The sequence below is a fragment of the Celeribacter halophilus genome (genome assembly GCF_900114135.1).
Lineage (GTDB): Bacteria > Pseudomonadota > Alphaproteobacteria > Rhodobacterales > Rhodobacteraceae > Celeribacter > Celeribacter halophilus.
In genome coordinates this window covers 106135-119533 of the sequence record NZ_FORY01000007.1, presented here as the reverse complement: position 1 = coordinate 119533, position 13399 = coordinate 106135, and the positions used below count along the sequence as shown (strand labels likewise).

Genomic DNA, 13399 nt, shown 5'->3' with positions numbered 1-13399 from the left:
TGGGTCGGGAGGCGGGGTGGCGTCACGGTGAAGTGACCGCGTGACCGAACCGGCTTGCAGGTGGCATCAGTTGCGCTACTCTTGGCGCAACAGTCAAGAAAGGCCTGAACTTATGCCACTTTCCTTTGCCGCCGCTGACCCTGCGTCCCTGCCGCTTTATCTGATCACGCCCGAGCAGCTTGAAACAACGCTGTCAAACCTTGACGAGGCTCAAGCGCAATGGGTGCGTGCCCAAGGGTTTTCTGCCGGAGCGGGTAGTTTCTGCACATTTCCCGGCGCAAGCGGCATTGCGGGCGCTGTGGCCGGATTGGGCACGGAGAAAGAGCGCAAGCGGACGCGCTTCGTCTTGGGGGCCGTGCGTGCGGCCCTGCCTAAGGGGGTGTATCACCTTGAGACCGATGTGACCGGAGAGGCGCTGGAAGAACAGCTTCTGGGCTGGCTTTTGTCCGGTTATGTCTTTGACAAATATGCAAATAAATCTTCTTCCGAGGCGGAACTCGTTGCGCCGGAGGGGGTTGATGCAGCGCGGCTTGAATCCATTGCCGCAGGAGAGGCGCTGACGCGGGATCTCATCAACACGCCGGCCAATGACATGGGGCCGGCAGAACTGGAAGCCGCCGCGCGGGATCTGGCCGACAGCTATTCCGCCAAAATCAGTGTGACCACCGGTGATGCGTTGCTGGCGCAAGGGTTTCCGATGATCCACGCCGTCGGGCGGGCCTCGCCCCGAGAACCGCGTTTGATTGATATGCAATGGGGCAACACGGGGCCGGTCCTGACGCTGGTGGGCAAAGGGGTCTGTTTCGACACGGGGGGGCTCAACCTCAAACCCGGTGCTTCTATGGGCCTTATGAAAAAGGACATGGGCGGGGCCGCTACGGTTCTGGGGTTGGCGAAGATGATCATGGCGCTAGGCTTGCCGTTGCAGCTACGCGTGTTGATCCCTGCGGTGGAGAATGCGGTTGATGGCTCGGCCTTCCGCCCGCAGGATATTCTGACCTCGCGCAAGGGGCTGACCGTTGAAATCAACAACACGGATGCCGAAGGGAGATTGGTTCTGGCCGATGCTTTGGCGCTGGCTGATGAGACGCCGAGTGATCTGGTGATCTCTATGGCGACGTTGACAGGGGCCGCGCGGGTTGCGGTCGGGCCGGATATCGCGCCCTATTTTGCCACCGATGCTTCCGACGCCGCCACTGTGGCCAAGGCCGGAGCGCGAGTTGCCGACCCGGTTTGGCAACTGCCGTATTGGGAGCCTTACGAGACCATGATTGAACCCGGAATCGCCGATCTCGACAATGCGCCTTCAGGCGGTATGGCCGGCTCGATCACGGCGGCATTGTTCCTGCGTCGGTTCGTGACGGAAACCCCGCGCTACATGCATTTTGACATTTACGGCTGGAACCCCTCTGCCAATCCCGCCCGTCCGAAAGGCGGTGTCGGGCAAGGCGCGCGCGCGATTCTGGCCGCTTTGCCGGAGTTGTTGAGCCTATGAGTGATCGCCGCCTGACCCCCGCCAATGCGCGTGTTGCCATGCAGGGCTTTGCCTCTGACGGGCAGGACATTGTGACCCCGACTCCCGCCAGTGTTGCCGTTCCCGTGGCCAATCTTCGGGCGCAGCCGGCGGGCAAACGTGACCGCCAGCTTCTTTGGGGCGAAGGTTTTGACGTGTTGGAGCGCCGCGACGGCTGGGCCTTTGGGGTGGCGCAGCGGGATGGCTATGTCGGTTATGTCGAAGAGACGGCGCTGGAGCCTGTGCAAACCGCGACCCATCTGATTTCCGTGCGCGCCACCCATCTCTACCTGACGGAGTCGTTCAAGGCCGAAGAAGTGACAAGCCTCTCCTTCGGGTCTCGTGTGCGTGTCGTGGATGAGCGGCACAAATTTATGGAGATCGCGACCGGCGATGGCACGGAGACGGGGTTTGTCCCGAAAGCGCATGTCCGTCCGATCGAACGTCCGTTTTCCGACCCTGTGACCATTGCGCAGTTGTTTTTCGGCACGCCCTATCTCTGGGGCGGGAATTCTGCCTTTGGCATTGATTGCTCCGGTCTGACGCAGGCGGGATTTCTGGCCTGTGGTCTTGCCTGTCCGGGAGACAGCGACATGCAGACGGAACTGGGTGCTGCGGCAACCGGCGGCTATCAGCGCGGCGATCTGTTGTTCTGGAAAGGCCATGTGGCGCTTTGCGTGGATCATGAGGTTCTGATCCATGCCAATGCCCATCACATGGCCGTGTCTTACGAGCCGATAGCGCGGGCGATTTCGCGGATCGAGGCGCAGGGTGACGGTCCAGTGACCGCGCATCGCAGGCTGTAAGGGCGTGAAATTTCGGAGGTTTTGAAACGGGTCACTCGACGGCGCGGATCAGTTTGCGCTCAAGGATTCGCAACACGACTCGCAGGTCGCTGCCGCGTTTCAGGATTTGCCCGTCCATGCCAATCACCGCATACATGCCCTGTTTGCCGCGCAGCTTGGGGCGTTTTTCGATGCGATAAAGCGGGTGTTCGGCGGTGCGGCGGAAGACGGAGAACACGGCGACATCCTTGAGAAAGGACATGCCGTAGTCACGCCACTCGCCCGCAGCGACCATCCGTCCGTAAAGCCCCATGATGGCGCCCAGCTCCAGTCGGTTGAAGGCAACCTTGTCAGGCTGGGAGGTGTGTGGCTGGCCCGGAAAGGGCGTTGGCGTTTGTATCGTCATGGGGCCCAGCTTGGCGGGAACGGGCGCACAAATCAAGAAAACTCCACCTGCGGGAGAGTGCTGCCTTAGTTTGGGCGCAATATGGTCCGACTTATTTCTTTATTGCTTCCTCATTTAGCCCGGATCAAAGGGCAAAACAGGTGTTAGAGCGAGAACGCTTTGCCCCGGTGTCGCGGTTTAACAGCCCCCACCCAGTTCGCGACGCCGGGGATCTCGCTCGAAAACAACTTGTAAGGCCGGGACAGGATGACTGTTTCGGCTTTTCCTTTGCCCGATATAGAGAGCAGGATTTTAAGGGCGGGTTCCGTAGCAGGCGAGAAACAGCGCAACGGCACTTTCAACGATCTTGTCGCGTTCTGCGCTGTCTGGCGCACTTGGCCCCTGAAAAAGACGTTTCGGGATCAGACGCACTTTGCACAGTTCGACAAACTGTTCTGCGGCCAGTTCCACATCATCAATCGTAAGCGCCCCCTGTGCGACCCAACTGGCGAGATATTGCGAAAGCCGGTCTTTGACGAGCCTTGGCCCGCTGTCGTAGAATTTATGACCGATCTCTGGGAAGCGTTCGCCTTCGGCTACGGCGATGCGAAAAACCGCGATGCCAAAATCCGAGAGAAGGAAATCGAGGATTTTTCGTCCGGCGGTCGGTAGCACCACTTCGGGCGGGTGGGTGTCGTCGATTCGCTCTTCGAAGGCATCGGCCTGCCGCCGTGTTTCCAGTGCGGCGATTTCCAGAAACAGCACGCGCTTGTCGGGGAAGTAGCTGTAGAGCGTGGCTTTCGACACCGCAGCCTCGCGGGCAATGTCGTCAACCGAGGCCCCTTCGAACCCGTCCCGCAGGAAAACGGTGCGGGCCCCTGCGATCACCTGATCGAATTTCCGGCCTTTTTTGATGCGGGACGTGTTCTGTATCATACCTGATAATCCTCTGGTGTGACCTTAGTGCCTTCGCAACCCTTGATGCCATAAAAAAGGCAGGCCCATAAGGCCCGCCCAGTGCTCGACAGGGATGTCGATTTTGACCGCGAGGGTCGCGAGATAACTAAACCAAGCAGTTTAGCTGTGCAAGGATTGATTGACTGGACGCATGGAGGTGATTTGATGGTTGCGAAAATCAACAGGCTTTACTAGATTAGAACCATTCTAATTCAGAGGCAGACATGCTCCCGGTCATCGCAAATCGAAAACGCTTCAAGGATTTGAGCGAACAGGAAATCATCGCGCTGGCGATTTCTTCCGAAGAGGACGATGCGCGTATCTATCGTCAATATGCAGAGCATCTTCGGGCGGACTTTCCGGACAGTGCGAAAATCTTCGAAGGTATGGCCGAGGAAGAAGACGGCCACCGCGAAGCCCTGATCTCCCTGCACAAGCGCCGGTTCGGGGATGTGATCCCGCTCATCCGGCGTGAGCATGTTTCCGGCTATTATGCGCGTAATCCCGTCTGGCTGGTGGAAAACCTCGGGCTTGAGCGTATTCGCGAAGAAACTCACGCGATGGAAAAGGGGGCAGAGTCTTTTTACCTCAAGGCGGCAGAACGCACGCAGGACGCCGACACACGCGCGCTTCTCGGACGGCTGGCCGCAGCCGAGGCCGGACATGACCGGCGGGCCTCCGAGCTGGAAGGAGAGCATCTGGATGACGAGACCCGCAGCGAGGAAGAAAAGACTGCCCACCGTCAGTTTGTTCTGACTTGGGTCCAGCCGGGTCTGGCGGGGCTGATGGATGGATCGGTTTCCACCTTGGCGCCGATTTTCGCCACGGCCTTTGCAACGCAGAACACCCATACGACATTCCTCGTCGGTCTTGCGGCCTCTGTAGGTGCGGGGATTTCGATGGGCTTTACCGAGGCGGCCTCCGATGACGGTGAACTGTCTGGGCGCGGCTCTCCGTTCAAGCGTGGCCTTGCCTCGGGCGTGATGACAACGCTGGGCGGGTTGGGTCATGCTCTGCCCTATCTGATCCCGCATTTCTGGACCGCGACCATCATCGCGATGGTCGTCGTGTTTGTCGAACTGTGGACGATTGCGTGGATTCAAAAGAAATACATGAATACGCCCTTTATGCGCGCGGCATTTCAGGTTGTGTTCGGCGGCGCTCTGGTGTTCGCTGCGGGGGTGCTCATCGGCGGTGGCTGATGACGTGGTGTTACCAAGAAAAAGACGGATGCCGTGACCAAGATTTATGTCGATGCCGATGCCTGCCCTGTGAAAGCGGAGGTGGAAAAAGTCGCCACGCGGCATAAAATCCAGTGTTTGCTGGTCTGCAATGGCGGGCTGCGGCCCTCTCCCAATCCCTATGTCGAGCTGGTGTTCGTGCCGGATGGGCCGGACGTGGCCGATATGTGGATTGCGGATCATGCGGGGCGTGGCGATGTGGTGGTCACTGGCGACATTCCATTGGCCGCGAAAACCGTCGAGGCGGGGGCGCGGACACTCAAACATGACGGGGAAGCCTTCACGCCGTCCAACATCGGCAATGCTCTGGCGACCCGTGATCTGATGTATGACCTGCGCGCTGCCGATCCGTTCCGCCAAGGCGGCGGAAAGCCCTTCTCGAAGGCGGATCGTTCGCGCTTTCTTGATGCTCTGGAACGCGCCGTGCAGGCCGCAAAAAGGGATGCGACATGACGATTGATGCGGTGATTTTCGACATCGGCAACGTGTTGATCGAATGGCAGCCGGAGCGGCATTACGATGCTGTCATTGGCGAGGCCCGCCGCAAGGCCATGTTCGAGACGGTTGATCTGCACGCCATGAACGATCTGGTCGATCAGGGCCACGATTTCCGCGCCACGATTGAGGCTTGTGCCGCGCAATATCCGGAGTTCAAAGATGAAATCCTGATGTGGTATTTCGACTGGATCAAGATGGCGCAACCGGCGATCTCCGGTTCCATCAAGCTCCTGCGTGCTTTGCGGGCCAAGGGCGTGCCTGTCTTTGCGCTCACGAATTTCGGGAACGAGAGTTTCGAGTTTGCCGAAACCCGCTATCCGTTTCTGACGGAATTTGACCGGCGCTATGTTTCGGGGCGGATGGGCTGTGTCAAACCCCATGCGTTGATCTATGAGATGGTCGAGGCCGATTGCAAAATCCCGCCGCAGAGATTGCTCTTTGCCGATGACCGGCAGGAGAATCTCGACATGGCGGCCTCGCGCGGCTGGCAGACCCATCTGTTCGACGGGCCGGAAGGCTGGGGCAAACGTCTGGTCGCAGAAGGGCTTTTGAGCGCCGAAGATCTAGCCTAAGGCCCGCTCCGCGCGTTGGCCGAGGGGAATTTCCTTCACCGGCAAATGCACGATGGCCGAAAACGCACCAATGCCGACACCGATCCACCAGACCATCGTGTAATCGCCGTAAAGGTCATAAAGCCGCCCGCCGAGCCAGACGCCCAGAAAGGCTCCGAGCTGGTGGGAGAAAAACACAATCCCGTAGAGTGTGCCCATATAGCGCAGCCCGTAGATATGCGCGACAAGGCCGGAGGTCAGCGGCACGGTTGCCAGCCACAAAGCTCCCATGACGACCGAGAACACCAGCACGGATGTGGGCGTGATTGGTAGGGCTATGAACAGCGCTGCAGCGAAAGTCCGGCCAAGGTAGATTCCGGCCAGCAGGTATTTCTTTGAAAACCGGTTGCCCAGAAATCCCGCCAGAAGCGTGCCGCCAATATTGGCCAACCCGATCAGGGAGATGGACACCGCGCCCAGCGTGGAGGTCGATGACACGCCCAGAGCGGCCAAGGTGCCGGACGGATCAATCGCGCCGCACATCTCGGTCACAAGCGCCGGAAAATGCGCGGTGATAAAGGCAAGCTGATAGCCGCAGGAAAAGAACCCCAGAAAAATCAGCGTATAGGTCGGGTCACGAAAGGCCTTGCCCAGAATGGTGCCGAGGCTTTCTTCCAGTTCGGCCTTGCTGGCGGTTTCAGGGCTGCGCATCATCGGCAGCACGGCAAGGGAGGCCAGAACAGCGACGGCGAAGGCCAAGAAGACATTCTGCCATGACATGAAGCCCAGCATCCATTCGGCCAGAGGCGCACCAAAGACCTGCCCCGCTGAACCTGCCGCAGTCACAATCGCCAGCGACATGGAGCGGTTCTCGGTAGAGGAGGCGCGTCCCACAACCGCGAGGATGACACCAAATCCGGTGCCTGCGATGCCAAACCCCACAAGCGTTTCATAGAGTTGGTGGGCCTCCGGCGTGACGGCCATGGAGGACAGCACCAAACCTGCCGCATAAACCAGTGCGCCGAGGATGATCGCCTTGCGGTCCCCGATCCTTTCAGCCAAAGCGCCGAAAAGCGGTTGCCCGATGCCCCAGAACAGGTTCTGGATCGCAATCGCCAGAGAGAATTCTGCACGCGGCCAGTTGAATTCGGCGGCAATCGGGATTTGGAACACGCCAAAGGAGGCGCGGATCGCAAAGCTGATGACGATGACGACACAGCCGGCGATCAGAACCGGTGTGATGAGAGGGGCGCGTGCGTGGGACATATTGTTTTCCTTTGCCCGACCTTTCTCCGAAACGGTGGTTTCGGTCAATCGAATGATGAAGATGTTTCACATCATCTTTCCTTATGCGCGCTGGCGCAGTAGGAACGGTTTATGACAACGTTGATGGATATCTATGCGGCCCGTGTGGCCGACGGCACGCTCCGCGCCGATCCGGCGCAAGAGACGGTTTTGCCAATGCTGGAGCGCGTGCGCTCCGAACTTGCCCAGCAGCCGACGAAAAAAGGGCTGTTGTCGCTTATTGGCGGGCGTAAAAAGCCCGAAGCAGTGCGGGGGCTGTATTTGTGGGGCGGCGTCGGACGTGGCAAATCCATGCTGATGGACCTGTTCCACGATCACTCGCCTGTGCCATCGCGGCGGGTGCATTTCCATGCCTTCATGCAGGAGGTGCAGGATGGGATCAACGCGGCCCGCAAAGCCGGTGTTGCGGATTCCATTGCGCCGATTGTCGATAAAATCTCCCATGAGATCAAACTCCTGTGCTTTGACGAGATGCAGATCACGGACATTGCGGATGCGATGATTGTGGGGCGCTTGTTCGAGGGGCTGTTTGCCAATGGCGTGACGGTGGTCACCACGTCGAACCGTGTGCCGGACGATCTCTATAAGGACGGTCTGAACCGGCAGTTGTTCCTGCCCTTCATCGAGTTGATCAAGGAAAAGCTGGGGGTGCACCACCTCCACTCGCCCGTCGATTACCGGCAGGGCCGTTTGACGGGAACGCCGGTCTATTTCCATCCGGTGACCGCCGATGTGCGGGCGACGGTTGACGATATCTGGAACGACCTGACCGGTGGGGCGTCGGAAAAGCTGACACTCAAGGTCAAGGGCCGCGATGTTGTCTTGCCGAAGTTTCACAACGGCATCGCGCGGGCGACCTTCTGGGACCTGTGTGGCCAGATGTTCGGGCCGGGGGATTACCTTGTGATTGCGGAGGCTGTGAAGCTTTTGATCCTCGAAGACATTCCCCGCCTCACACGCGGAAATTTCAACGAGGCGAAGCGCTTTGTCACCCTGATCGATGCGCTGTATGAGGCCAAGGTGCGCACCGTTTGCACCGCTGTTGACGAGCCGGAGCGGCTTTATAACGAGGGCGCAGGGGCTTTTGAATTCGAGCGCACCGCGTCCCGTCTGCGCGAAATGCAGGACAAGGATTGGGGTGCTGAGGCGAAAAGCTGAGTATTCAGCCTTTCGCCGGAGGGCGTTGTCATGCGCCTTAAGTGTCGTCAGCCGTTGGTCTGAAGCACATGCCCCGCCAGATAGAGCGAGCCACAGATCAGGATACGCGCCTGCGGATTGTCGGCCACGATGGTCCGCACGGCGGTGAGTACACTGTCGGCCTCAATGGCGTTGAAGCCTTCTCCACGGGCAAAATCCGCAGTCTGCTGTGCAGAGAGCGTGGCCTGTGAATCAGGGATCGACACGGCGATCAATCGCTCTGTATGCCGTCTGAGCGGGCGCAGATAGCCGCTGACGTCTTTCGTGTTGAGCATACCGCAGACCATATAGGTCGGGCGCGGCGGAAGGCGGTCCAGCGCTTCGGCCAGAGCTTCCCCGGCGGCGGGGTTATGCCCGCCATCCAGCCACAAATCCGCGTCAGGTGCGGCCTCGACAAGCGGGCCGGTCTTGAGCGTCTGCATCCGTGCGGGCCAATAGGCATCGGTCAGCGCCGCCTCGAAAGCGGCATCGTCATAGCCCAGATGACGCAGCGCCGCGATGGCCGCGCCTGCGTTGAGGATCTGGTGGTGGCCGATGAGCCGTGGCAGGGGCAGGTCGCGCAGCCCGTGTTCGTCCTGAAAAATCAGTCGCCCGCGCTCTTCCCACACATGCCACTCCTGGCCGTAGCGCAACAAGGGTGCGCCGAGGCGGGCTGCGGTGGCTTCGATCACCTCAAGGGCTTCGTCCGGTTGCGGGCCGACAACACAGGGCACGCCGCGTTTGATGATACCGGCCTTCTCGGCGGCAATCTCCGCCAGCGTCTCGCCAAGGAATTGCGTGTGGTCGATGGAGATCGGCGTGATGATGGTCAGTTCCGGCTTTTCCACCACATTGGTGGCATCCAGTCGCCCGCCAAGCCCGACTTCGAGCAAGGTATAATCCGCCGGAGTGCGTGCCATCGCCAGAAGTCCGGCCACGGTGGTGATCTCGAAATAGGTGATGGGCGCGCCGCCATTGGCGCGTTCACATTCTTCGAGAACTTCCATGAGCGCGTCTTCGGAGATCAACGCACCGGCAAGACGGATACGCTCGTGAAATCGTGCCAGATGGGGGGAGGTATAGGCGTGAACACGTTTGCCCGCCGCCTCAAGCCCCGCACGGATCATCGCCTGTGTGGAGCCCTTGCCATTGGTGCCCGCGAGATGGATCACGGGCGGCAGTTTGCGTTCGGGGTGATCCAGAGCGTCCAGTAGACGCCAAACCCGATCCAGAACAAGATCAATGATCTTGGGGTGCAGGGACATCAGCCGGTCGAGGATGATGTCGGAATTCTGGTCTGTCACTTCTTCGCGTCCTCGGCCGGAGGTGTGTCACCCGCAGCCGGGGAATTTGTGGTGTCGTCAGAGGCCGTTTCCGGCACAGGTTCGGGGGCGGGCAGGTCGCCAGCCACAGCCGGAGACATACCGCCCAACATGCGCAGGATGGTGACCAGCTCGTCTTTCATCTTCCGGCGGTCGGTCACGCGGTCGAGCATCCCGTGGTCGAGCAGGTATTCGGCGCGTTGGAAGCCCTCGGGCAGTTTCTCGCGAATCGTCTGTTCGATGACGCGTGGACCGGCAAAACAGATGAGCGCGTTGGGCTCGGCAATATGGATGTCGCCCAGCATCGCGTAGGAGGCCGTCACCCCGCCCGTGGTCGGATGCGTGAGCACCACGATATAGGGCAGACCGGCCTCTTTGAGCATTTCGATGGCAACCGTGGTGCGCGGCATTTGCATCAGGGAGAGAATCCCCTCCTGCATCCGTGCGCCACCTGCGGCGGAGAACATGATGAACGGGCGTTTCAGCTCGATTGCACGCTCGACGCCTGCAATGAAGGCATTGCCCACATACATGCCCATCGACCCGCCCATAAAGGAAAAGTCCTGCGCGGCGGCCACAACAGGGGTGCGACCGATTTCGCCCTCGGCGACCAGCATGGCTTCTTTTTCGCCAGTGGCCTTCTGCGCGGCTTTCATCCGGTCGGGATATTTTTTCTGATCGCGGAATTTCAGCGGGTCTTCGATGGGGTCCGGCACCGCGACCTCGGAGAAAATCCCCCCGTCGAACATCGCGGAGAACCGCGCGCGCGGGGTGATATGCATGTGATGGTCGCAGTTGGTGCAGACGTTCATGTTTTCCGTCAATTCGCGATGGAACAGCATGGTGCCGCACTCAGGGCACTTGGTCCAAAGATTGTCTGGCGTGTCATGTTTGGAGAAGAGCGAATTGATCTTCGGGCGGACGTAGTTCGAGATCCAGTTCATGCGCGGGCCTTTGGACATTACGTTGCGGACGTTGCGTTAATTCAGGCTTCAGATAAGCCTCTTGCCGATGAATTGCAATCAGCGCCTGATCGCAAGACGGGCGACAAGCCAGCTTGTGAACAAAAGAAGCGTCTGGAACACCATCACCTTCGGGTCGGACAGAAGCGTGCTGGGGTCTTCGGTCTGCACGAAAAGGCCGAACCCCGACATCATGTCCTGTTGTGGAGACAGCAGGATCGGAGGCAGGTTGTTGATGAAATGAAGCGCCACGGCGGGGCCGATCGTGCCGGAGCGCATGGTCAGATCTCCTGCCAGAAGGCCAAACCCCATCGCCCAGATCACCGGAAACACCGCCGCCATCCCCTCATAGGAGCCGTTCATATGGGCCAGCCCGAAGAACACGGCAGAGGCGGCGATCCCCAGCGGATAGGATCCTGTGGCAGCGGCGATCTGGCTTTGCATATAGCCGCGAAAAAACAGTTCTTCTGCCGTGACCTGCACCATTAGCCCGAGCAGCGCGAAGGGCAGCCAGAACAACCACATCGCAGACGACAGGTTCGCCACGGGCTCTGCACCTCCATCCCACGGCAGGAAAAAGGTCAGAACCGTAAACCCTGCAATCCATTTCAGCGTGACGCGAAATTGCGCGCGCATGGTGGCAGCGGGACCGGTCAGATCGCGCAGCCCTCTGTTGTGGAGCCGTTTCGCCAGAAAGATCGTGCCAAAGGCCAGCATGGCAAAGCTGGAAAGGATGGTGAACATCCCGCCCGGCGTTGCGCCCACCATGACCCCGCGCGGGCCGTTCTGGAACGGCAGCAGATTGGGAGCAATCACACCGATCACGGCAAGGAACAAAGGGGTCAGGATGGTGGTGATCACAATGCCGCCGAGAATCAGCATGCCGACGCGCCAAAGCTCGGGCTTGCGCATGGCGGAGGCGATGATCGGCGCATAAGGGTGTTGTGGCACAGGAGTGGAATTGCGGCTCATGGGGCCCTCGGACAGCGTTTTTCGAGCGATAGCATGACCATGACTGAAGGGAAAGCGGAGGGCGAAAGCGCGGGATTTTGCCGATGGGGGCAATCCGTCGCCATCTGGTGGCTTGGAAGCCGCGGGCAAGCCCTGTATGCCCTGCCAAATGGTGCGCCGGTCGGGCGTGTGACAAGTGTTCGGAGAGGTCATGGTCATGATGAAAACGGTGTTTCGGGCGGTATGGATTCCCGTGATTCTCATGATGCTTTCGGCCTGCACGCTGGACACAGCGGGTTTGACCGGAGGCTCCGGTAGCGTCTCGCGTGCGCCTCGCACCGTCATCTTGCCCGCAACAGGTATCACCGTGGCCGGACCGTCCGGCTTTTGCGTCGATCCCGACTCGGTGCGCGACAGTGCGGAGGGCGGCTTTGCGCTTTTGGGAAATTGCACAGGGTTGAGCGGCGGTCACAATCCCGCGCTCAAGGGCAAAACCGCTGTTCTGACCTTGTCGGTCTCCGGCCTTCTGGCCGAAGGAGAGCCGCTGGACCTGCCGAGCGTGGAGGCATTCTTTAATTCCGAAACCGGACGCAAGGCCCTGTCGCGCAGCGGCTCTGCCAGCACGGTGACTTTGATCGAGAGCGGTGTGGATGCGACGCACCTCTGGCTCCATGCCCGCGACACGGCACCGACCATGCTTGCGGGGCAGGGGGATGAATACTGGCGTGCGCTTTTTGTCCTCAACGGGCGTCTTGTCACCGTCACCGCAACACCTTTTGCAGAAGCGCCCATGTCTTCGGACCGGTTGCATAGCTTGCTTGAACGGTTCGTATCCGACCTTGAGCGCCGCAATCGCAGGCAATCTTGAGATACTGTTGCTCAAAAGGAACCAAACTCTGGATTCTTCGAGTGTTTGTTGAGTAGAAACCTGTGTTCGCCATAAGTAAGACCCTGAAGAGTAAGAAAAGGTTGCGAAATGCTGCGTCGCCTCAGAAATCAGATTGAAAAACGGTTCAATACCCTCTCGATCCGGCGCTGGGCGCGGCGTGCGAATATGGCCGAGTCTTTGTCTTTGCGTGCGCTGCGGCGGTTGCGTGGACAGGCGCGGGCGTTGCGCTGGGAAATCGACCGGTTTCTTTTCGTGGCCGACGGTCGCCTCGCCTTGCCTCTGATCGGCTCGAATGCGATGCAACTGCCGCTGTATACGGATTGGTCCTATCGGCTCGAACTGTGGCGGGGTCCGATCACGCGGCAGGGGGCCTCTGCCGTGCCGTCAAAGACGGAGATCGGCTCTGAGGCTACGCTCTATCACGATTGCCAGATCTCCGAACTGACCTACCGACAGGTCCGCAACTCATCCGAAGAAGACCTCGCCCCCTTCGGCCTGCGCCTTGAGGTGTTCCGTTTCGACGGCTCTTTCCTGTCGCTGTCAATTGAACTGCCCGAGGATGCCTGCGACGGGTTGAGCCGCCGCCATCTGGTGCGGCTGGATTATACGGTGGACCTTGAGAAAGAGCTTGAGATTTTCGCACGGTTCAATGTGAAACACGGCCCGAATATGGAGCAGGTGGTGCGCGAGCTGCCGCTGCACACGGACGAAGGCTATGTCGAATTTGATCTGGCCTATACGAAGCTCAACGAGAAACGTGTTGAGAAAATCTGGATTGATCTGATTTTTGAAGGCCCCGAAATGAATCAGGTGTTCATTCGGGACCTGACCCTGTCGCGCCGTCCGCGCGCGGAACTTTGAGGG

14 protein-coding genes are annotated in these 13399 nt (G+C 59.6%); 8 read left to right on the top strand and 6 right to left on the bottom strand.

The window, feature by feature from the left end; translation table 11 throughout:
* The first annotated feature begins 112 nt into the window (after positions 1-112).
* Both BM152_RS09165 and BM152_RS09160 read left to right on the top strand, forming a co-directional pair.
* On the top strand, positions 113-1495 hold the full coding sequence (locus BM152_RS09165) for a leucyl aminopeptidase family protein (RefSeq protein ID WP_066604386.1): 1383 nt from the start codon (positions 113-115) through the stop codon (positions 1493-1495).
* Positions 1492-2319, top strand: a complete 828-nt coding sequence (locus tag BM152_RS09160) for a C40 family peptidase (protein ID WP_066604388.1) — start codon at positions 1492-1494, stop codon at positions 2317-2319. The genes BM152_RS09165 and BM152_RS09160 overlap by 4 nt, the downstream gene beginning before the upstream one ends.
* Positions 2320-2350: 31 nt before the next feature.
* Here the strand turns inward: BM152_RS09160 and BM152_RS09155 are convergent, their stop codons facing one another.
* Together BM152_RS09155 and BM152_RS09150 are read right to left on the bottom strand one after the other, a co-directional pair.
* Positions 2351-2704, bottom strand: coding sequence for a DUF2794 domain-containing protein (locus tag BM152_RS09155; protein ID WP_066604392.1), 354 nt, complete (start codon positions 2702-2704; stop codon positions 2351-2353).
* Positions 2705-2995: 291 nt separating this feature from the next.
* Positions 2996-3619 (bottom strand): TetR/AcrR family transcriptional regulator, encoded by a 624-nt coding sequence (locus BM152_RS09150; protein WP_066604394.1) that lies wholly within the window; start codon positions 3617-3619, stop codon positions 2996-2998.
* Between the two features lie 245 nt (positions 3620-3864).
* Between BM152_RS09150 and mbfA the strand changes: the two genes are divergently transcribed.
* From mbfA to BM152_RS09135, 3 genes are read left to right on the top strand one after another with little or no spacing between them, the layout of a single operon-like run.
* Complete coding sequence (gene mbfA / locus BM152_RS09145) at positions 3865-4842, top strand: iron exporter MbfA (protein ID WP_066604397.1); 978 nt, start codon at positions 3865-3867, stop codon at positions 4840-4842.
* A gap of 33 nt (positions 4843-4875) precedes the next feature.
* Positions 4876-5334, top strand: a complete 459-nt coding sequence (locus BM152_RS09140) for a YaiI/YqxD family protein (protein ID WP_066604400.1) — start codon at positions 4876-4878, stop codon at positions 5332-5334.
* On the top strand, positions 5331-5951 hold the full coding sequence (locus BM152_RS09135) for an HAD family hydrolase (protein WP_066604403.1): 621 nt from the start codon (positions 5331-5333) through the stop codon (positions 5949-5951). Before BM152_RS09140 ends, BM152_RS09135 begins: the two co-directional genes overlap by 4 nt.
* On the opposite strand, the gene BM152_RS09130 is transcribed toward BM152_RS09135, so the two are convergent.
* Complete coding sequence (locus BM152_RS09130) at positions 5943-7196, bottom strand: MFS transporter (protein WP_066604405.1); 1254 nt, start codon at positions 7194-7196, stop codon at positions 5943-5945. The two genes, BM152_RS09135 and BM152_RS09130, sit on opposite strands and share 9 nt — an antisense overlap.
* A gap of 111 nt (positions 7197-7307) precedes the next feature.
* Here BM152_RS09130 and zapE point away from each other — a divergent pair, with 111 nt between their 5' ends.
* A complete protein-coding gene (gene zapE / locus BM152_RS09125; RefSeq protein ID WP_066604410.1) occupies positions 7308-8393 on the top strand; it encodes a cell division protein ZapE in 1086 nt (361 codons plus the stop codon).
* A gap of 47 nt (positions 8394-8440) precedes the next feature.
* Here zapE and BM152_RS09120 read toward each other — a convergent pair whose 3' ends face one another.
* From BM152_RS09120 to BM152_RS09110, 3 genes are all read right to left on the bottom strand, one after another.
* Entirely contained in the window at positions 8441-9676 is a 1236-nt protein-coding gene (locus BM152_RS09120; RefSeq protein ID WP_066604724.1) for a bifunctional folylpolyglutamate synthase/dihydrofolate synthase, read from the bottom strand.
* Between the two features lie 35 nt (positions 9677-9711).
* Positions 9712-10677 (bottom strand): acetyl-CoA carboxylase, carboxyltransferase subunit beta, encoded by a 966-nt coding sequence (gene accD, locus BM152_RS09115; RefSeq protein ID WP_066604413.1) that lies wholly within the window; start codon positions 10675-10677, stop codon positions 9712-9714.
* Positions 10678-10755: 78 nt separating this feature from the next.
* Positions 10756-11667 (bottom strand): CPBP family intramembrane glutamic endopeptidase, encoded by a 912-nt coding sequence (locus BM152_RS09110; protein WP_074914129.1) that lies wholly within the window; start codon positions 11665-11667, stop codon positions 10756-10758.
* Between the two features lie 190 nt (positions 11668-11857).
* On the opposite strand from BM152_RS09110, the gene BM152_RS09105 reads away from it, so the two are divergent.
* Both BM152_RS09105 and BM152_RS09100 read left to right on the top strand, forming a co-directional pair.
* Positions 11858-12514: a hypothetical protein gene (locus tag BM152_RS09105; protein ID WP_158527950.1), complete on the top strand. Its 657-nt coding sequence runs from the start codon at positions 11858-11860 to the stop codon at positions 12512-12514.
* Positions 12515-12622: 108 nt separating this feature from the next.
* On the top strand, positions 12623-13396 hold the full coding sequence (locus BM152_RS09100; protein ID WP_066604423.1) for a DUF6478 family protein: 774 nt from the start codon (positions 12623-12625) through the stop codon (positions 13394-13396).
* Positions 13397-13399: the final 3 nt, after the last annotated feature.